Genomic DNA, 20,230 nt, shown 5'->3' with positions numbered 1-20,230 from the left:
CCGGCCATCGCCTGGCTGCGCTCAGGGTCAGCGATCCACCGGCCGAATCTCGAGGTTCTCGATTTTCAGGGGCGGCGTTGAGGGGACGTTCTGCTCGTTCGGATGCAACGTGATCGGCTTATTCGAGCCGCCGGCGAGTACGTTGACGCCGGCGCCGTCTGCGTGGGCGTAGCCGCCGGCGAGATCGTCGCTTCCAAGCCACGGCACGGGCGCCATCACCTTCCAGGCCATGGCGACTTCTTGATCTCCGATCTGAACACCGAGATTGCGGATGGCCGCGACATAATGACTGTCCGGCGCGCTATCGACGTGCAGCACGCAATTGAGGTTGGTCACCGGACCCACGACGAACCCGGTATCGGGGCCGCCGCGACACTCAAGCGTTCCGGCCTGCACCTGCTGCGCATTGGCGGCTGCGAGCGGCGCAGCGAGAACCGCCGCACCACACAGAGCCGAGGCGATCAAACGGCTTGTCGTACGCATGGTGCTGGACAACGCGGATCGGCGCGCAATCGGCCTACGACCCCGCGTGCGGCCTTCGCTTGTGGTTAAGAGAACCTTAGAGATTGGTTTGATTGCTGCCGACGGTCGACGTTCGCGAGCGACGGGCCAGGAAGACGACGATCAACCAACGGCGACACTTACTCATCGTCGTCCCGGCCCACACACCTCGACGGTGGATCTATCGACGTCGAACGAGCGTGCTCGCGCAAGGTCGATTTCCAGGCAGGAGATGCAACGGGGCGAAGCAACGGGGCCGGTCCTGGCACTGCCGCCAGGCCGTTCGGATCACGGCGGTGAGCCTGTCCCGAAAAATTACGCCGCCGGGCTCGAAATGCATTGTCCCGGCAGCGCCCTGTTCCAATCTGGGCCCGCAATCCCAGTCATGTTTGTGTCTGCAAAACCGGCGCCAAGGTTCGAGCGCCCCCGTAGTCATACGGCGACTGGCGTCCCGCGATGGACTGGTGTTGGCGACTTGTGCGCTGGCGAAGGTCCGACTGTCGGGATGCCTAGCCGTGCGGCGAGAGCGGCTGATCGCCGTCAATGCTCCGCCCGATCAGATATGATGCTCGAGCTTCCGCATTTCCTGCAGGCGAGCCAGGCAGAAATCCCGATACAACTCGTTGATGAAATCCCACATGACCTAATCCCCTTGGTCCAACGCCCAAGACACTACGCCGGGTTTGTTTCCGGCCGGCTTCGCGGCTTCTGGAAAACGGTTTCATTGAACGGGGAGTGGGGTGGCGATCCCGGCAGCAGGATTAACAGAATGTAGATAGAACAATTGGTTAGCGCCAAGGTTAGGCAATTTGGTGCCGTTGAGTCCCATAGCGATTTTTGGCGACTGCCTAACCTTCGGGCAGCAGTTAAGGTCAGCCGTGACTTCGCTTACTTCGATTGACGGCAACGATCAGGCTGGGTTGCTCAAGTATCTCAACCAATCGATCAAGGATCAGCCGCTCATTGGAGCGCGGACGCGGTTCAAGATATTCCTCAAGGATCTCTTGGGCCGCACTGACGGCTCGCAGGGCGATGTCTTCGTCCGACATTCCTCAGCCTCCAAGATTAACTTCGGTTAATTATTCTGCACCTGGAAGGTTCCCATTTGATTAATCCGGGATCGACCGCCGGAAAGCAGCGGCGGCGCCGAGGCCGAGAAACCAGCCTCCCATGAGCTGGCTGTCCAAAAGCAAATTGCCCGTTGGCCCGTGTGGGTGGATCCCCAGCAAGATTGCTGACAAACTCGCTCAGATGCCTGCCGACAATTTGTGGTCATCGGCGTTTGGTGGCTCGAGCGGCGGTGGGTTGCTGGGCCTGTTGGGGATTGGCGGCAGCAAGGCCAGCATTCGCTTCAGGAACCGACTCCGCGCTTGGCGGGCTGTCACTGGTTGGCAAGAACGGCCCCGAACTGATGAATGTGCCTCGAGGAGCGCAGATCATTCCGAACGACGTGCTGCGTAATCGCTGCGTGGGCGGCGGAGTGTCGGCGCCGGTCAGCGTCAGCATTGACGCTCGCGGGGCAGACGCTGCGGGGCTGGCTCGCCTGAAAACGCAGATTTCCCAGTTAAAGGCTGAATTGCCAACGCGCGTTGTCGCTGCGGTGAAGGACGCGAAGGCGAGGCGGGTTCTGGCTTGAAGAGGGGGGCTAGAAAATGAGCGAGTTCATTTTGATCGCGTCTAAGTTCAGCCTATCCATCGAAGGAAACGAGTCCCTCAAAAAGCCTGACGACCGTGTCCACGACTGCCTTCTCTTGTTCAAGAGGGAGTCCGGTGACTTCACCGTTCTTTGCACCAAGAATAAGTTTCTGCTGAAAGTCAAAGACAGCCTGTGAGCCGTTCAGCGCGTGCATCTCGACCACAGCCTGTCTAAGAGCGGTCCACAGGTGCAAAATAACCAACGCGTTCTGCGGCCCATCAAGATTTTCCGTCCGCATTTCAATTTTATCGGCCATCTTTCCCTCTATTCCCGCCGCAACTATAGCGAGTGTCTCGCTGGTGGGGATTAGCCTTTGGTCGCGCAGTACTACCCTGTGTAAAACAGTGCCTCGCAACCTAGAGGAGATCAAAAGCTGGTATTCTTGGACCAATGGCCGAGACAAAGTCTCGGCTTTTGTTGGTGCCGGGATGGACAAGGTCAGGGACATTTTCTCGTACTTCGTAGCGGCCATGTCGATGTTCGCCATGTTAGGTGCCGTCTATCAGGCGTTCAACAACCAGAAGGGCTCGGCGCTCACGCTCGGAACGTTCTTTCTCGTGGGCTCGCTTATCGTCTTCCTGCCGCAGGTGGAATTCATCAAGACTCTCGGTGTAGAGGCCAAACTTCGACAAACCGGTGGCTACACTGGCTACCGTTAGACGACTGGCCGAGATTTCCGCGCGAGCGAGTTACTTGACTATAGCTTGGGGCAACCGGTTGGGAACGCCATCAGCGAAAGACAAGCAATCAGTGCTCGACGACATCGATGCGCAATTGAGCGAGCTGAAGGTTACGCCTGAAGAGCGCGCCGTAATCGTCAAGCCATGGGTAGGAATGATAAGGGCTGATTTCTTTTTCCTGTTTAGCCGAGTTGTCCGGGAATTCGCGACGCTAAAAGCTAGCGATCTGACCGCAAAGGTCCTGGCGACGCAGAGCCGAGAGGCTCGTGAGGCGGAGATGGCTCATTCAGCGCTCATTACGCAGTGGTTCACGGAGACGAACAACTTCGGAGCTATAGAACGACTGGAGACTAGAAGCCTGTCGACGGTCATCAACGAATACTTGCCGGTGAAGGGCGGCTGGTTGTCTGATAGGGAGCTGGCGGCCTTTGCGACATTCGAACGAGAACTAGTTCGGCTGAACGATGACTGTGCAAAGAGGGGCGGATACACTGCGGAAGCCGCCGACTACTATGACCGTTACAAAGAACGGCAGAACGATAAGGAGATGGCTAAAACAACTTTGGGAGGCGTCGAGGTAGCCATCGAGGCCCACGGCTCTACCTTGAAGTTGTATGGCCGGTGAGCGGAGGATAATTTAGTGCGGCCGCAATGAACAATCGTGTGCCTCTTGGGATCTTGGCGAACCAGTTTTGGCACGAGGCTGTAGCCTATCTACGCGCCGCGGATACTCTCATTCGCGACGAATCTGCAGTGGACACAATCCCGCCAACGTACTTTTTGATGAGCCATGGCCTCGAGCTGATGCTCAAAGCCTATCTTCTCTCGCGCGACATCCCGTATGCTGACGTTTTCAAGCTACATCACCGCATTCAGGAGGCTTACGAAAGGGCAAAGAGCCTCGGCCTAGTGATAGAGATTGAACACACGGAAGCTCTGATTGAAAAGCTATCCGATTTTCACAGTGAGCATTTGTTTCGCTACCCCGTGGTCAGGCGAGACGATGGAGGTCTGATCCTGCGCGGCCACCTCGTTCGCCCGATCGAAGTTCTGCAGATCATCGAGGCCATCGGCGCCAAGATCTCGGGTCCCGTCATGCACGCACGCCTCGTTGCATCCAAGTACGGTGAATTCCCAATAGAGACCTGGCACATGGGTGTGCCGACTGGCGAAGATGGCATCTGACCCTTCGAGCATATTTCACGGCGCTCGAAATCATGTCCATCACCGGACGCACCGACATCCGAGAGATTGAGCGCTATTGCCGCGAGGCCGCACGCAAGAAACTGGCTGTTGCAGCTATGGCGAAACTGCAAACCGGATTCGATGTGTCCGATAATCGAAAATTGCCTAACCCAAGTCCGAGGTTGGAAAAATTTCTGATAAGCTATTGAAATCATTAGCAGGAAAAGCCATCTGGCGATCCCGGCAGGATTCGAACCTGCAACCCGCGGAGTAGAAATCCGCTACTCTATCCAGTTGAGCTACGGGACCGTGGCGGCCTTGTAGCACCGCCAATATGAAAAATCCGCCTTTCCGCCAAGTCCGTCCGAACCGATTTTTGTGGTCGAGCGACAAAGGCGAGCAGGGACCCGCCCTGCGTTGGCCTGTCCAGCCTGCCGGGCCGCACGACGCTGCCGCCGGGGGCTGGTCAAAGGAATGTCGGCAATGCGATCTGCGACGTTTTCGTCCGTTCATGTCCGCGCCTTCACTCCGTCACCTTTTCGCGCACTTTTGGCCCCAACGCGGCGTTCGACCGCGGGGCGTTCAGGAGCTCCATCATGATCGGATTGGTTCGTGCCGCCACGATATGCGCCATGCTGGCGTTCGCCCTGGTGGGCGCCCAGGCCGCGGACAAGGCCTTCAAGCGCGACGATCTCGCCGATTCCGCGATCAAGCTGGAAGCCCAGATCAAGAGCGAGGCCGGCGCGGTCAACAAATCGGCCGCGACCCTGCGCACCGACGCCGACGCCGCCTTCAAGCGCAATGATTTCCGCGGCGGGCTCACGATCCTCGGCCAGATCGCGGCGACCACGCCGGAGGACGGCGCCAACTGGCTGCGCCTCGCCAGGACGATCTTCCAGATCCGGTCGGCGAGCTCAAGCGAACAGACGTTCCTGATGGAGCGCGCCTCGACTGCCGCCTACATCGCCTATCAGCGCGCCGGCAATGCGGGCGAGGAGGCGGACGCGCTGGCCGTGCTCGGCAAAGCGCTTGCCGAGCGCAAGCTATGGCGCCCGGCGCTGGACAGCTTGCGGCTGTCGCTCGACATGCGCGAGGTCGCCGATGTCCGCGGCCAGTACGAGAAGATGCGCGACGAGCACGGTTTCCGGCTGCTCGATTATACCGTCGATTCCGACGCGGCCTCGCCGCGGGCCTGCTTCCAGTTCTCGGAGGAGCTCGCCAAGCGCGTCGACTTCGCGCCGTATCTCGCGCTCGCCGGCACCGACAAGCCGGCCTTGTCGGCGGAAGGCCAGCAGCTCTGCGTCGACGGGCTGAAGCACGGCGAGCGCTACAACATCAATCTGCGTGCCGGCCTGCCGTCGACTGTCAAGGAGACCCTGCCGAAATCGGCCGAGTTCAACATCTATGTCCGCGACCGCAAGCCGTTCGTGCGGTTCACCGGGCGGGCCTATGTGCTGCCGCGGACCGGACAGCGCGGTATCCCGGTGGTCAGCGTCAACACGCCGGCGGTCAAGGTCGACGTCTTCCGGATCGGCGACCGCAACCTGATCAACACGGTGATCGACAGCGACTTCCAGAGCACGCTGAGCCGCTACCAGCTCTCCGATCTCGGCGACCAGCGCGGCGTCAAGGTATGGTCCGGCGAGCTTGCGACAGCGACCACGCTGAACCAGGACGTCGTCACGGCGTTTCCGGTCGACCAGGCGCTCGGCGATCTGCAGCCCGGTGTCTATGTCATGACCGCCGCGGCCAAGGGGCCGGGTACCGACGACGACGGCACGCTGGCGACGCAATGGTTCATCGTTTCGGACATGGGCCTGTCGGCCTTCTCCGGCAATGACGGTATCCACGTCTTCGTCAACTCGCTGGCTTCGACCGAACCGGTCGCCAACGCCGACGTGAAGCTGGTCGCCCGCAACAACGAGATCCTGGCCACCCGCAAGACCGATGCCGCCGGCCATGTGCTGTTCGAGCAAGGCCTGGCCCGCGGCGAGGGCGGGTTGTCGCCGGCGTTGCTGACGGTCATGGGCGAGAAGGCCGATTACGCCTTCCTGAGCCTGAAGACCAATGCGTTCGACCTCACCGACCGCGGCGTCGCGGGCCGGGCGATCCCGGCCGGCGCGGACGCCTTCGTCTACGCCGAGCGTGGCGTCTACCGCTCCAACGAGACCGTCTATCTGACCGCGCTGCTGCGCGACGGGCAGGGCAACGCCCTGACCGGGACGCCGCTGACCATGGTGATCGAGCGCCCCGACGGCGTCGAATTCCGCCGCGCCGTGCTGCCCGACCAGGGCGCCGGCGGCCGGATGCTGGCGGTGGCGCTCAATTCGGCGGTGCCGACCGGCACTTGGCGCGCCCGTGTCTTCACCGATCCGAAGGGCTCGTCGGTCGGCGAGACCACCTTCATGGTCGAGGATTACATCCCCGAACGGGTCGAATTCGATCTGACCAGCAAGGAGAAGGTGATCAAAGCTGAAGTTCCAGTGGAACTTCAGGTCTCGGGTCACTTCCTCTACGGCGCGCCGGCCTCGGGCCTGCAGCTCGAGGGCGACATGCTGGTGGCGCCCGCGGCGAACGGCCGGCCCGGTTATGCCGGCTATCAGTTCGGTGTCGACGACGAGCAGACCGCGAGCAACGAGCGGACCCCGATCGAGGACCTGCCGGAGGCCGATGCCAACGGCGCCGCGACATTCCCGGTGAAGCTCGAGAAGGTGCCGACCTCGACGCGGCCACAGGAGGCCCAGATCTACATCCGCATGGCGGAGACCGGCGGACGCTCGGTGGAGCGCAAGATCGTACTGCCGGTGGCCCCGGCGGCCTCGCTGATCGGCGTGAAGCCGCTGTTCGGCGACAAGAGCGTGGCCGAGGGCGACAAGGCCGAGTTCGACGTCGTGTTCGTCGCGCCCGACGGCAAGCAGCTGCCGCGCAACGGGCTGCGCTACGAGCTGTTGAAGCTCGAGTCGCGCTACCAGTGGTACCGGCAGAATTCGTCCTGGCAGTATGAGCCGGTCAAGTCGACCCGCCGCGTTGCCGATGGCGACGTCAATCTTGCCGCCGACAGGCCGATGCGCCTGACCTTCCAGCCGCAGCCCGGCCGCTACCGGCTCGACGTGAAATCGACCGACGCCGACGGCCCCGTCACCTCGGTGCAGTTCGACGTCGGCTGGTATTCCGACGGCAGCGCCGACACACCCGATCTGCTGGAAACCTCGATCGACAAGCCGGAATATGCCTCGGGCGACACGATGACCGTGTCGGTCAATGCGCGCACAGCAGGCAAGCTGACGGTCTACGTGCTTGGCGACCGCCTGCTGACCACCCAAAGCGTCGACGTCAAGGAGGGCACCCAGCAGGTCAAGCTCCCCGTCGGCAAGGACTGGGGCACCGGTGCGTATGTCATGACGACGTTGCGCCGTCCGCTCGATGCCGCCGCCGGGCGCATGCCCGGCCGCGCGATCGGACTGAAATGGTTCGGGATCGACAAGAAGGCGCGCACGCTGGCCGTCGAGCTGACGCCGCCCGCGTTGGTGCGGCCGGGCTCGACACTGAAGATCCCGGTCAAGCTCGGCGGGCTCAATCCCGGCGAGGATGCTAAGGTGGTGCTGGCCGCGGTCGATGTCGGCATTCTCAATTTGACCAATTACAAGCCGCCGGCGCCGGACGACTACTACCTTGGCCAGCGCCGCCTGACCGCCGAGATCCGCGACCTCTACGGCCAGCTGATCGACGGCATGCAGGGCACCCGCGGCCAGATCCGCAGCGGCGGCGACTCTGCCGGCGCCGAGCTGCAGGGCTCGCCGCCGACGCAGAAGCCGCTCGCGCTCTATTCCGGCATCGTCACGGTCGGGCCTGACGGCACTGCCGAGGTGAGCTTCGACATCCCTGAATTCGCCGGCACCGCGCGGGTGATGGCGGTGGCGTGGAGCGCAACCAAGGTTGGCCGCGCCAATGTTGACGTGATCGTGCGCGATCCCGTGGTGGTGACCGCGACATTGCCGCGCTTCCTGCTGACCGGTGACAAGGGCACCATCAGCATGGATATCGACAATGTCGAAGGTGCAGCCGGCAGCTATGCCATCAGCGTCAAGGCGAGCGGCCCGATCAAGGTTTCGGGTAATTCGACCACGACGATGAAGCTCGCCGCCAAGCAGCGCTCCTCGCTGTCGCTGGGTCTTGAGGCCGGCAGCGCCGGACGTGCCGAGTTCGACGTCGACATCTCCGGGCCGAACGGGCTGACGCTGGCGCGGCATTATGCGCTTGACGTCAAGCCGGCAACGCAGGTCCTGGCGCGCCGTTCGATCCGCACGCTGGCGAAGGGCGAAAGCCTGACGCTGACCTCGGACATGTTCTCCGATCTCGTGCCGGGCACCGGCAGCGTGTCGGTCTCGGCGAGCCTGTCGACGGCGCTCGATGCCGCGAGCATTCTGAAGGCGCTCGATCGCTATCCCTATGGCTGCTCCGAGCAGATCACGAGCCGCGCGCTGCCGCTGCTCTATGTCAACGATCTCGCCGCCGGCGCCCATCTCGCGATGGACACCGCGGTCGACCAGCGCATCCGCGACGCGATCGAGCGGCTCCTCGCTCGACAAGGGTCCAACGGCTCGTTTGGCCTGTGGTCGGCGGGCGGCGACGATGCCTGGCTCGATGCCTACGTCACTGACTTCCTGACCCGGGCCCGCGAAAAGGGCTTTGCGGTGCCGGACGTGCTGTTCAAGAACGCGCTCGACCGCGTCAGGAACTCGGTGGTCAACGCCAACGAGCCGGAGAAGGACGGCGGCCGCGATCTGGCTTACGGCCTCTATGTGCTCGCGCGCAACGGCGCGGCGCCGATCGGTGATCTGCGCTATCTCGCCGACACCAAGCTGAACAATCTGGCGACGCCGATCTCCAAGGCGCAGCTTGCCGCGGCGCTGGCGCTGGTGGGCGACAAGGCGAGGGCCGAGCGGGTCTATGGTGCCGCGCTCGATGCGCTGAACCCGAAACCCGTGATCGAGTTCGGCCGGGTCGACTACGGCTCGGCGCTGCGCGACGCGGCGGCGCTGGTCTCGCTCGCGGGCGAGGGCAATGCGCCACGCACCACGCTGACGCAGGCCGTGCTGCGGGTCGAGGCGGCGCGCGGACTGTCGCCCTACACCTCGACGCAGGAAAATGCGTGGATGGTGCTGGCGGCGCGGGCGCTCGCCAAGGAGACGCTGGCCCTCGACATCAACGGCCAGCCGGTCAAGACCGCGGTCTATCGCAGCTACAAGGCCGAGGAGATGGCCGGCCAGCCACTCAGGATCACCAATACCGGCGACGCACCGGTGCAGGCGGTGATCTCGGTGTCGGGCTCGCCGGTCACGCCGGAGCCGGCGGCCTCCAACGGCTTCAAGATCGAGCGCAGCTATTTCACGCTCGACGGCAAGCCTGCCGATGTCAGCAAGGCGAAACAGAATGACCGCTTCGCGGTTGTCCTGAAGGTCACGGAAGCAAAACCGGAGTTTGGGCACGTCATGGTGGCCGACTATCTGCCGGCCGGGCTCGAGATCGACAACCCGAACCTGGTGTCATCGGGGGATTCCGGCACGCTCGCGTGGATCGAGGACGGCGTCGAGCCGAAGAACACCGAGTTCCGCGATGACCGCTTCACGGCGGCGATCGACCGGGGCGCCAACGACAAGTCGGTGTTCACGGTCGCCTATGTCGTGCGCGCGGTGTCGCCGGGCAAATATGTGCTGCCGCAGGCCTATGTCGAGGACATGTACAATCCCTCGCGCTACGGCCGCAGCGGCACCGGCGCCGTTGAGGTGAAGCCGGCGAAATGAGCGGAACGTTGAAGACAGCACCGGTACGCAGATCGCGCTGGCGACGGATCAAGACGGTCCTTGCGATCTGTGCCGTCGCAACGCTGAGCGCAGCCGGCGCATTCGCCGCCTGGGTCGTGTCGCTCGGACCGCTGCCGCTCGACAAGGCCCAGCAGGTCTCGACCACGGTGATCGATCGCAACGGCAAGCTGCTCCGCGCCTATGCGATGGCGGATGGGCGCTGGCGGCTGCCGGTCGACGCGAAGACGTCAGTCGATCCCACCTATCTGAAGCTCTTGTTCGCCTATGAGGACAAGCGCTTCTTTGAGCATCACGGCATCGATCCGTTGGCGCTGTCGCGCGCCGCATTCCAGCTTCTCACAAGCGGCCATATCGTCTCGGGCGGTTCGACGATCACGATGCAGCTGGCGCGGCTGATCGAGCCGCGCCACCAGCGCTCGGTCTACGCAAAGCTGCGGCAGATGGTGCGCGCGGTCGAACTGGAGCGGCAGCTTTCGAAAGACCAGATCCTCGATCTCTATCTTGCGCTGGCGCCGTTCGGCGGCAATCTCGAGGGCATCCGCGCCGCCTCGATCGCCTATTTCGGCAAGGAGCCGAAGCGGCTGTCGCTCGCCGAAGCCGCGCTGCTGGTGGCGCTGCCGCAATCGCCGGAGCGGCGGCGGCTCGACCGTTATCCGGACGCGGCCCACGCCGCCCGCGACCGCGTGCTCGAGCGCATGGTCGAGGATGGCGTGGTGTCGAAGGACGATGCCGCGCAGGCCACGGCGACGGCGGTGCCGAAGATGCGCAAGCAGATTCCGATCCTGGCGCCGCATTCGTCCGATCAGGCGATCGCGACGATGAAGGATACGCCCGTCATCAAGCTGACGCTCGACGCCACGCTGCAACGGAACCTGGAGGCCCTGGCGCGCGACCGCGCCATCGCGCAGGGGCCCGACGTCTCGGTTGCGATCGTCGTGGTCGACAATGAGACGGGCGACGTGCTCGCGCGCGTCGGCTCGGCGGATTATTTCGACGAGCGGCGGGCCGGCCAGGTCGACATGACGCGCGCCGTGCGCTCGCCGGGCTCGACCTTGAAGCCGTTCATCTATGGCCTTGCCTTCGAGGATGGCTTTGTCCATCCCGACAGTCTGATCGAGGACCGGCCGATCCGCTTCGGCACCTACGCGCCAGAAAATTTCGACATGACGTTCCAGGGCACGGTGCCGATCCGCAAGGCGCTGCAATTGTCGCTGAACGTGCCGGCGATCGCGTTGCTCGACCGCGTCGGTGCCAGCCGGCTGTCGTCGCGGCTGAAGCAGGCCGGCACCAGTCTCGTGCTGCCGAAGGACGAGGCACCGGGCCTTGCGATGGGTCTCGGCGGTGTCGGCGTCACGCTGCAGGATCTCGCCCAGCTCTATTCCGGCCTGGCGCGGCTCGGCGCCACCAAGCCGCTGCGCGAGATCGTGCAGGCCGATGACGGCCGCGACACAATGCGGCTGATGGATCAGGCTGCGGCCTGGCAGGTCGGCAACGTCCTGCTCGGCACGCCGCCGCCGGAGAACGGCGTGCACAACCGGATCGCGTTCAAGACCGGCACCAGCTACGGCTATCGCGATGCCTGGTCGGTCGGCTTCGACGGCCGCGTCACGATCGGCGTCTGGGTCGGCCGTCCGGACGGCGCGCCGGTGCCGGGGCTGGTCGGCCGCACCGCCGCTGCGCCGATCCTGTTCGATGCCTTTGCGCGTACCGGCAAGATCCCGGCGGCATTGCCGAAGCCGCCACGCGGCGTTCTGGTCGCCTCCAACGCGAAACTGCCGCCGCCGCTGCGCCGCTTCCGGCCGCTCGGCGAACTGGTCCGCAGCGGCAGCGACCAGGCTCCGCATATCCAGTTTCCGCTGAACGGCTCGCGCATCGACGTCGATCAATCCGAGGGCGGCCGCAATGCCGCGCTGCCGGTCAAGGTCGCCGGCGGGGTGCTGCCGCTGACGGTGCTCGTGAATGGTGTCTCAGCCGGGGACATCGACAGCCGGCGCCAGCGCCTGATCGACCCGCCGGGGCCGGGCTTCGCCCGGCTCACCGTGATCGATGCCACGGGTGCCGCGGATACCGTTGTGATCCGCGTGCAATGATCGCGCGGGAAAGCGGACCGGCACGGTCGGAAAGCGGAACAGCACAGTTGTTTGCGCTGCGGTTTCATCGTATGCGAAACCCATGGTGGATGGCCTCCAACCCCGGCGCTTCGGAGCAGGGCAACAGTCTGTAAAACCTGCGCATTCGAGCCGCAGGCTGTTCATGGCGTTCGAGTTCGCAACGGCCAGCCAATGGCGTTCGATCCTGTTCCTGACGCTGACCTGCCTGGTGCTGTTCCTGCCGGGCTTCTTTACCATCCCGCCGATCGACCGTGACGAGGTCCGCTTTGCCCAGGCGACCAAGCAGATGGTCGAGAGCGGCGATTTCGTCGACATCCGCTTCCAGGACGACGTCCGTTACAAGAAACCGGTTGGCATCTACTGGATGCAGGCGGCTGCGCTGAAGACCGTCTCCGCGCTCGGGGTGCCGCGCGCCCAGGTCCGCATCTGGGTCTACCGCCTGCCGTCCCTGATCGGCGCCATCGGCGCCGTTTTGCTGACCTATTGGACGGCGCTGGCCTTCGTGACGCGGCAGGGGGCGGTGCTGGCCGCCCTCATGATGGCAAGCTGCGTGTTGCTCGGGGTCGAAGCGCGGCTCGCCAAGACCGACGCGATGCTGCTGCTGACGGTCACCGCGGCGATGGGCGCGATGGCGCGGGTCTATCTGTCGTGGCAGCGCGGCGAGGACCCCGCACACCCGTCATGGGGCCCGCCCGCGGTCTTCTGGACGGCGCTGGCGGTCGGCATCCTGCTCAAGGGGCCCCTGATCCTGATGTTCGTCGGCCTTGCAATGGCCGGGCTTGCGATCCTCGATCGATCGGCGGCCTGGTTCTGGCGCATGCGCCCGGTCTGGGGCCTGATGTGGACCCTGGTGCTGGTGCTGCCGTGGTTCGTGCTGATCTTCCTGCGCGCCGGCGACACCTTCTTTGCCGATTCGGTCGGCGGCGACATGCTGAGCAAGCTCGGTGCACAGGAATCCCATGGTGCGCCGCCTGGAATCTATCTGCTGCTGTTCTGGATCACGTTCTGGCCCGGTGCACCGCTGGCCGGCATGGCGGCGCCTGCGGTTTGGCGCGCGCGGCGCGAGCCCGGCGCGCAGTTCCTGCTGGCCTGGCTGATCCCGTCCTGGATCGTGTTCGAGGCCGTGCTGACCAAGCTGCCGCATTACGTGCTGCCGCTCTATCCGGCGATCGCGATCCTGACCGTCGGCGCGCTGGAGCGGCGCGTGCTGTCGCGCTCGCCCTGGCTGTTGCGGGGCGCCGCCTGGTGGTTCGCGATCCCCGCATTCGGCGCGGTGCTGGTGATCGTCGGCGCCATCAAGGCGATCCATCAGCCGGTGTTTCCGGCCTGGCCGTTGTTCGCCGTCGCGATGGTGTTCGGCCTGATCGCGTGGTGGTTGTTCGAGGACAGCCGCGCCGAGCGCTCGCTGCTCAATGCGGTGATTGCCGCGGCGCTGATGGCAGCCGGCACCTATGGCGTGGTGCTGCCGCGGCTCACCACCGTATTTCCGAGCCAGGAGGTCGCACGCGCCTTGCGCAACGTGACCTGCGTCGGCCCGAAGGCGGCAGCCGCCGGCTTCCACGAGCCGAGCCTCGTCTTCATGACCGATACCTCTACGCTGCTCACCGACGGATCGGGCGCCGCGGATTTCCTCAGGCAGGGCTCCTGCCGCTTCGCGCTGGTCGAACAGCGCTCGGAGCGCGCCTTCGTGCAGCGCGCCGAGGCGATCGGTCTGCGCTACAACGCGCCGGTGCGCGTCGAGGGCTACAACATCTCGCAAGGCAAGGCGGTCTCGATCGCGATCTTCCGTTCCGAAGGGACGGAATGACATGCCGGCGCCGCCCGCCACCCCGGAATCCGCCAACTATTTCGGACGACTGCTGACGCTGGTTTGGCTGTCCCTTGCCCAGCTCGTGCGGGCGCCGTCGCATTCGCGCCGCGCAGAGGCGGCGCGCCGCTCCGCGCGCCACGGACTTTTGCTCGTCGTCATCGTCGGCGCCGTGATCATCACGCTGATGTATGTGTTCGATGTCACCGAGATCAGTCTGATGCCGCCACGCGGCACGCCGAGTCTGTGGTGGGTGAAGACGCTCACCGATTTCGGCAAGGACGAGTATGTGCTGTGCGCGCTTGGTCTGCTGCTGATCGCGGTCGCGTTGGTGGCGCCTGCGCTGCGCGGCGTGCCGCGCGCCACCTTGCTCGGCCTCGGAACGAGGCTGCAATACCTGTTTCTGTCGGTCGTGCTCTCGGTCGTTGTCGGTGAATTGATCAAGTGGATCGTCGGCCGCGGGCGGCCCTTTGTCGGCGGCAACGCCAATGCCTTCAACTTCCAGCATTTCGCCGGCACCGAGGCCTATTCGAGCTTTCCTTCGGGACATTCGATCACGGCGTTCGCACTGGCCTTTGCCGTGTCCGCGGTGTGGCCGCGTGCACGGTTCGCGATGCTGGTCTATGCGCTGGTCATCGCCGCGACCCGGCTCGTGCTGCTGGCGCATCATCCGAGCGACGTGGTGGCCGGGGCGCTGGTCGGGGTGATCGGCGCAATGGTCGTGCGCTACTGGTTTGCCGCCCGCCGCCTTGGTTTTGCCATTCATCGCGACGGCACCGTGGTGGCGCTGTCGGGACCGTCGGACGGGCGTCTCAAAAGGGTTGCGAGGAGCGCCTTCGCCCCATAAAAGCGGTCGCCCGACGGTCGGATCGGGCTGGTTCCATCGCCGACAACACCAACCACGAGTGCCGATTTGCCTGCTCCCGACCAGACGCCGGTCGCCGTTTCCATCGTCGTGCCCGTGCGCAACGAGGCGGACAATATCACGCCGTTGATCGCCGAGATCGCGGCCGCGCTCGACGGACGCTGGGCTTACGAGATCATCTACGTCAATGACGGTTCGACGGATGCCACCGGCGCGCGGCTGAGCGCGGTCATGGCCGAGCGGCGCAATCTCCGGCAGCTCCGCCACGCAGTCTCGTCGGGCCAGTCGGCGGCCGTGCGCAGCGGCGTGCGCGCCGCGCGCGGCGCGATCGTGGCGACGCTCGACGGTGACGGGCAGAACAATCCGGCCTTCCTGCCGGACCTGATCGCGGCGGTCGAGAGCGGCAATGGCCGCGTCGGCCTTGCCGCGGGCCAGCGCGTCGGGCGCAAGGACACCGGCTTCAAGAAGCTGCAATCGCGCATCGCCAACACGGTGCGCGGCATCATCCTGCGCGACGGCACCCGCGACACCGGATGCGGCCTGAAGGCGTTTCCGCGCGAGGTGTTTCTGGCGATGCCCTATTTCGACGGGCTGCATCGGTTTCTTCCGGCTCTAGTCCGCCGCGAGGGGCTGACGATTGCCTATGTCGACGTCGTCGACCGGCCGCGCCATTCCGGTGTGTCGAATTATGGATTTTTCGACCGGCTCTGGATCGGGATCATGGATCTCGCCGGCGTGTGGTGGCTGATCCGCCGCAAGAAGCCGACGCCGGTCGTCACAGAAGTGGTCGCTGAAGTGCCCGATGTCGCCGGCGTGCCGGGCGTGACCGAGGTGAAGTGATGCTGATTCAGTACGGTCAGGCGTTGAGCGCCTATCTCTACGACGTGTTCATCGCCAAGTTCGACTTCTGGCTGGCGTTCGGCCTGATCGCGCAACTGTTCTTCACCGCGCGCTTCCTCGTGCAGTGGATCTCCAGCGAGCGCGCCGGCCAGAGCGTGGTGCCGATGGCGTTCTGGTTCTTTTCGATGGGCGGCGGCCTGATGACGCTGATCTATGGGCTCGCCAAGCGCGAGCCTGTCATCATCATCGGGCAGGGTCTCGCCACGCTGATCTATATCCGCAACATCATGCTGATCGTGAAGAACCGCGGCCGCGGGTCGAAGACGCTCGATAGCTGATTGCCGTCGTCGTCAGAGCGGCATCAATTGCGACCGAATCTGAACCAAGGTCAAACATTCGCCCCAAGGCGTATGGCATCTACGGCTTGCCGTGGGCGTGGCGGCATCTCGAGACCGTGCCCCAGGGGATGAGGGGCGTTGATGACCAGCCGTGACGAAGCGACGAAAGCGGGTGGTTATCTGTCGGTCGTCCGCAATGTTCCGTCGCTTGGCGAGCCGCCGCTGACCGGCGAAGGCAAGTTGCCTGACCGGCGCGCCGTCAGTTTCCGCTGGATGGCGGGGACGATTCTGATCGGATCCGCCGCCGTCGCTCTTCTGGCTGGCGCGCTTCGCGGGGCGTTTGGCGATCACGCGCGATTCGCTGCCGCACCGGTCGTGTCACTTCCGCGCTTTGCAGGGCAGGTGGTTGACGAGGCGCGGCGCGGCGATCGTCTCGACCGCAGGCTCGGCTCGCAGGGCAATTCCGCTGCGCTCAAGATTGAGCAGCTGAGCGATGCCGGCGCGGTCCGTCGATTCACCCGCGTGTCAGCGCGGCTCGCGGAGATCGATCTCGAACCACATCAGGAAGCGCGGGGAGACGAAAAGGACGACGCCCGACCGGGTGCGCAACGCGACCTGCTGTCGGAGCTGCCAGCCATCATACGGACAGGTCCATCGCGGCGCCCACTGCCGGGCGGCACCAGCGCCTATGCTGACGGTGAGGACGTGCCGCATCCGCCGGCTCCGATAGGTGAAGCTGTCAACGTCACCAGCCTTCCGAAATCTCCTTCGTCGGCGCGTCACCGGCGACATGTCATCATCGCGAGAAGCGGCGACACGCTGGCCGCCATTCTGCGGGCGCTGGCGGCGGCCGCGGAGGACGCGCCGGCGATCCTCGCCGCTTTCCCGTCGCCTGACGCTCGAGAGACGCTGTCGGGTGGCGAGAAAATCACGGTCATCGAACAAGGCGAAGACGCCGGTTCGCCGCCCGGCCATGTCGCGAAAGTGTCGATCGAACGGGCCGGCTCCAATGTGTCGGCCGTCGGTCGCACCGATGGCGGCCAGTACCAGGCGATCGTGCCGGAACAGCCCGACATCGCCGCGCGGAGCGAGAGCCCGCTGCGTGAGTCGATCGATACGCATTCCGTTCCGGGCGAAACGCTGCGTGACGGCCTTAACGCGCTTGCGCGCTCCAATCACGTCGATCAGGGGATCGTCGCTGAACTGATGCGGCTCTGTGGTCGCGATTTCGACCTCGACGAGCCACTCGGCGACGCCGATGTGGCCGAGATCATCTATGCGCCGAACGACATCGGTCAGCCGGAGTTGGTTTTCATTGACCTGACGGCGGGCGGACAGACCCGGCGGTACTATCGCTTCACGGCGCCGGACGATGGCAGCTCCGATTTCTATGACGAGACCGGCCAGTCCATCACCAAATTCCTGTTGCGCAAGCCGGTCGTGAGCGGGCGCCTCGGCGACGGCTTTGGCTGGCGCATTCATCCGATCCTTGGCGACCGCCGCTTCCATGAGGGCGTCGATTATGCGGCGCCCTATGGATCGCCCATCGCGGCCGCGGGCGCCGGCGTCGTCGAGACCGAGGGGTACGAACGCGGGTACGGGAAATATATCCGCGTGCGGCACGACCGCGGCTATGAGACGACCTATGCCCACGTCGCGAGCTTCCCGTCCGGGCTGAAGATCGGTGACCGCGTCCGTCAGGGCGAGACGATTGCCTTTGTCGGATCGACCGGGCTCTCGACCGGACCACATCTCTATTACGAGGTGCGGATCAACGGCCGCAACGTCGATCCGCTTCGGATGAAGCTGTCGGGCGGCCGGCTGCTGCAAGGCGACCTGCTTGGGGCCTTCGATCGCCAGCGTGACAGCATCAACCAACTCGCCGCCGTCTCGGCGCTTCCCCAGCGGCGTTCCGGCTCCGAACATCGGCCGCCGACATAGCGAGCGCAGATCGCATCAGGCCATGGCGCCGTGGCGTGCCTTGGCCTTGCCGGGGTCAGGAGCCCGGAGAGCTCGAAGGCACGGGCGCCGCAACGTCGGTCGTCGCCATCGTGCTCTCGCGATCGGCGGCGGTCTCGCCGGCGGCATCGAGCACGGGATAGGCGACCGAGCAGATATGCGAATGGATGCGGCGAAGGTCGCGCAGCACGTCGAGATGCAGCGAAGTGGTCTCGATGGTTTCGGGCCGGCCTTCGCGCAGGCGCTCCAGATGACGCTCGACGGCGGCCAATTCGGCCGCGCGCAGCGCCGCCTTCTCGGTGAGCAGCTTGCGCGCCTCGTTGGCATCGCCCGACATGAACACGCCGAACGCGATCCGCAGCGAGTCGATCGTGCGCTTGTGGAACGCCGACAGTTCCTCAGCGCCTTCGGCGGAGAATTGCAGGCGATGCTTGATCTTCTTGGTCGCGAGTTCGCTCAGGTTCTTGTCGACGATGTCGCCGATATGTTCAAGATTGATCGCGAACGCGACGATCTCCATGGCGCGCTGGCCCTCGCGCTCGTCCAGGCTGCCGCGGGTGAGCTTCGTGACGTAAAGCTTGATCGCCTCGTTCAGCCGGTCGACGGTGTTGTCCATCTTCGACACCTGGTCGACCAGGGCGCGATCGTTGGTCAGCATCGCCGCCATCACCTTGCGCAGCATGGCCTCGGTGTGATCGCCCATATGCAGCACCTCGCGCGCGGCATCGGCCAGCGCCAGTGAAGGCGTCTCCAGCGCGCTCTCGTCGAGATAGCGCGGCCGCGATGGATCGGTCTGCTGCGCTCGCTTCGGCAACAGACGCTCGAGCAGCCCCGCCATGTGGTCGAGCAGGCCGATGAACAGCAGCGCGGTCGCAACGTTGAAGGCAATGTGGAACAGCGCCGTCGCCTTGGCGAGATCAGGTTGCCAGGCGTAGATGATCTCGGTGATCGGGCGCAGGAACGGCGCCACCAGCAGGATGCCGACGACGCGGTTGACGAGGTTGCCGACCGGCAGGCGGTAGCTCGCCGGATTGTCGCGCCGCGCGCCCTCCAGCAACGGATTGATGGCGCTTCCGAGGTTGGCGCCGAGCACCAGCGCGAATGCGGCATAGGGCGAGATGAACTGGGAAAAGGCCAGCGACATCACCAGCAGCACGCTGGCGACGCTGGAATGGACCAGCCAGGTGACGACGGCGCCGATCAGGATGCAGAGCACGGGATCGCCGGTGATCGCGGCAAGGAACACGCGCACGCCCGGAGCATTCTCGGCGGGCGCCATCGTATCGAGCAGGATATGCAGGGCCAGCAGCATCAGGCCGAGGCCGATCGAGACACGGCCGAGATCCTTGATCCGGGAGCGCGGTCCGCTGCGGAACGCGACGAGGCCGACAATGAACAGAACCGGCGCGATGGCGGCGACGTTGAACGACAGCACCTGCACGATCAGCGTGGTGCCGATATTGGCGCCGAGCATGATCGCGAGCGCCGGCACCAGGCTGACGATCTCTTCGGCGGCGAAGGAACTGGTGATCAGGGCAGTCGCGGTCGAGCTCTGGAGCAGGGCGGTCAGGCCGAGACCGGCGCCAAGGGCGGTAAAGCGATTGCGCAGCGCCCGGGCGAGCAGCAACCGCAAATCCGGCCCGAAAGCGCGCAGAATCCCGCTATGGACCATGTGAAGGCCCCACAGCAGGAGCGCCACGCCCCCCATCAGATCGAGCAGAACAATGCTTCCCATACTTCCTGGCATCCCGGCGAATTCGAGTCGAAAGGATATACGTATCGTCTATCGACTGGCGATCAACCCCTTTTTGTTCTCGTGCGAACCCAGGCGGGAGCGACGCGCGCTGCTGAGTGGATCGGCCCATCGGGATGGCCTTATGCGACCTGTAGCGTCATTCCTAAACTATACAATCTTTGATTGATAAAGGCTTGTGGGGCCCGGCGAGGGCGCCTCCGGGTAAACGAATCTCGAACGCGACCGCTCAATTGCGATGGGTTCCGCTAGGCAGTTTCCAATCTTTCCCGGGTATGACGATAGGCCAGGAAGTTGCCCAGAAAGGCTTGGGGATCAGAATGTTTATGAATCGCCGCAAGAGCGAACGCCGCCCGTGCCGGAGCGTCGCCAAAATTCAGCTGGGCACAGGGTCGTTGCCACGCGACTGCATGATCACCGATATTTCGGCCGGCGGCGTCAAGGTGATCGCCGAATATCTGGAGATCCCGCCGGAATTCACCATCATCCTGTCGACCGGTAGTCCGCGTCAGTGCCGGCTGGCGTGGCAGATCGGGCACGAGTTCGGCGCCCAGTTCGTCGACTGAATCTGCCTTTTGGCTGCTTTCTCGCCAGGCGTCCGGCACCGGATCTGGGCCGGATGACGGCGACATGATGGCATCCTTAACCGGACCTTAGGGTTAAGCTGTGA

The 20,230-nt window shown here is 64.5% G+C and carries 17 protein-coding genes and 1 tRNA gene; 13 read left to right on the top strand and 5 right to left on the bottom strand.

Going from position 1 to position 20,230, the window contains the following annotated elements; translation table 11 throughout:
* Window positions 1–27: 27 nt before the first annotated feature.
* Window positions 28–465, bottom strand: coding sequence for a DUF992 domain-containing protein (locus tag XI02_RS23105; RefSeq protein WP_018271792.1), 438 nt, complete (start codon window positions 463–465; stop codon window positions 28–30).
* A gap of 908 nt (window positions 466–1,373) precedes the next feature.
* Entirely contained in the window at window positions 1,374–1,550 is a 177-nt protein-coding gene (locus XI02_RS23100) for a hypothetical protein (protein WP_168388445.1), read from the bottom strand.
* 275 nt (window positions 1,551–1,825) lie between these two features.
* Here XI02_RS23100 and XI02_RS23095 point away from each other — a divergent pair, with 275 nt between their 5' ends.
* The gene (locus XI02_RS23095) at window positions 1,826–2,137 is read left to right on the top strand and encodes a hypothetical protein (protein ID WP_125459262.1); all 312 of its coding nucleotides are present in this window, start codon (window positions 1,826–1,828) and stop codon (window positions 2,135–2,137) included.
* A 52-nt stretch (window positions 2,138–2,189) separates the two neighbouring features.
* Here the strand turns inward: XI02_RS23095 and XI02_RS23090 are convergent, their stop codons facing one another.
* A complete protein-coding gene (locus tag XI02_RS23090; RefSeq protein ID WP_125459261.1) occupies window positions 2,190–2,453 on the bottom strand; it encodes a hypothetical protein in 264 nt (87 codons plus the stop codon).
* Window positions 2,454–2,625: 172 nt separating this feature from the next.
* Here XI02_RS23090 and XI02_RS23085 point away from each other — a divergent pair, with 172 nt between their 5' ends.
* From XI02_RS23085 to XI02_RS23070, 4 genes are all read left to right on the top strand, one after another.
* Window positions 2,626–2,856: a hypothetical protein gene (locus tag XI02_RS23085; RefSeq protein WP_026192797.1), complete on the top strand. Its 231-nt coding sequence runs from the start codon at window positions 2,626–2,628 to the stop codon at window positions 2,854–2,856.
* 91 nt (window positions 2,857–2,947) lie between these two features.
* Window positions 2,948–3,502, top strand: coding sequence for a hypothetical protein (locus XI02_RS23080; RefSeq protein WP_016842517.1), 555 nt, complete (start codon window positions 2,948–2,950; stop codon window positions 3,500–3,502).
* A 26-nt stretch (window positions 3,503–3,528) separates the two neighbouring features.
* Complete coding sequence (locus tag XI02_RS23075; RefSeq protein WP_016842518.1) at window positions 3,529–4,062, top strand: hypothetical protein; 534 nt, start codon at window positions 3,529–3,531, stop codon at window positions 4,060–4,062.
* 32 nt (window positions 4,063–4,094) lie between these two features.
* Complete coding sequence (locus tag XI02_RS23070; protein WP_157183460.1) at window positions 4,095–4,271, top strand: hypothetical protein; 177 nt, start codon at window positions 4,095–4,097, stop codon at window positions 4,269–4,271.
* 23 nt (window positions 4,272–4,294) lie between these two features.
* Here the strand turns inward: XI02_RS23070 and XI02_RS23065 are convergent.
* A tRNA-Arg gene (locus XI02_RS23065) sits at window positions 4,295–4,371 on the bottom strand.
* 287 nt (window positions 4,372–4,658) lie between these two features.
* On the opposite strand from XI02_RS23065, the gene XI02_RS23060 reads away from it, so the two are divergent.
* The 7 genes from XI02_RS23060 to XI02_RS23030 all read left to right on the top strand — a co-directional run bounded on the left by XI02_RS23060 (window position 4,659) and on the right by XI02_RS23030 (window position 17,789).
* Window positions 4,659–9,866, top strand: coding sequence for an alpha-2-macroglobulin (locus XI02_RS23060; protein ID WP_026192791.1), 5,208 nt, complete (start codon window positions 4,659–4,661; stop codon window positions 9,864–9,866).
* Window positions 9,863–11,977 carry a penicillin-binding protein 1C gene (gene pbpC / locus XI02_RS23055; RefSeq protein WP_018271725.1) on the top strand — a complete coding sequence of 705 codons (2,115 nt, stop codon included), beginning with the start codon at window positions 9,863–9,865 and terminating at the stop codon, window positions 11,975–11,977. Before XI02_RS23060 ends, pbpC begins: the two co-directional genes overlap by 4 nt.
* 82 nt (window positions 11,978–12,059) lie before the next feature.
* Window positions 12,060–13,805 (top strand): glycosyltransferase family 39 protein, encoded by a 1,746-nt coding sequence (locus XI02_RS23050; RefSeq protein WP_026192790.1) that lies wholly within the window; start codon window positions 12,060–12,062, stop codon window positions 13,803–13,805.
* Between the two features lies 1 nt (window position 13,806).
* Entirely contained in the window at window positions 13,807–14,652 is an 846-nt protein-coding gene (locus XI02_RS23045; protein ID WP_018271724.1) for a phosphatase PAP2 family protein, read from the top strand.
* Between the two features lie 66 nt (window positions 14,653–14,718).
* Entirely contained in the window at window positions 14,719–15,510 is a 792-nt protein-coding gene (locus XI02_RS23040; RefSeq protein ID WP_018271723.1) for a glycosyltransferase family 2 protein, read from the top strand.
* Entirely contained in the window at window positions 15,510–15,848 is a 339-nt protein-coding gene (locus XI02_RS23035) for a lipid-A-disaccharide synthase N-terminal domain-containing protein (RefSeq protein WP_016845896.1), read from the top strand. The genes XI02_RS23040 and XI02_RS23035 overlap by 1 nt, the downstream gene beginning before the upstream one ends.
* A gap of 141 nt (window positions 15,849–15,989) precedes the next feature.
* Window positions 15,990–17,789: a M23 family metallopeptidase gene (locus XI02_RS23030; protein ID WP_018271722.1), complete on the top strand. Its 1,800-nt coding sequence runs from the start codon at window positions 15,990–15,992 to the stop codon at window positions 17,787–17,789.
* A 55-nt stretch (window positions 17,790–17,844) separates the two neighbouring features.
* On the opposite strand, the gene XI02_RS23025 is transcribed toward XI02_RS23030, so the two are convergent.
* Complete coding sequence (locus tag XI02_RS23025) at window positions 17,845–19,542, bottom strand: Na/Pi cotransporter family protein (protein ID WP_018271721.1); 1,698 nt, start codon at window positions 19,540–19,542, stop codon at window positions 17,845–17,847.
* A 338-nt stretch (window positions 19,543–19,880) separates the two neighbouring features.
* On the opposite strand from XI02_RS23025, the gene XI02_RS23020 reads away from it, so the two are divergent.
* Window positions 19,881–20,126 carry a PilZ domain-containing protein gene (locus tag XI02_RS23020; protein WP_026192789.1) on the top strand — a complete coding sequence of 82 codons (246 nt, stop codon included), beginning with the start codon at window positions 19,881–19,883 and terminating at the stop codon, window positions 20,124–20,126.
* Window positions 20,127–20,230: the final 104 nt, after the last annotated feature.

Origin of the sequence: Bradyrhizobium sp. CCBAU 21365, from assembly GCF_015291305.1 — a bacterium.
GTDB lineage: Bacteria > Pseudomonadota > Alphaproteobacteria > Rhizobiales > Xanthobacteraceae > Bradyrhizobium > Bradyrhizobium elkanii.
The sequence above is the reverse complement of the archived record's forward strand: the minus strand, read 5'-3'. Positions and strand labels throughout refer to the sequence as shown.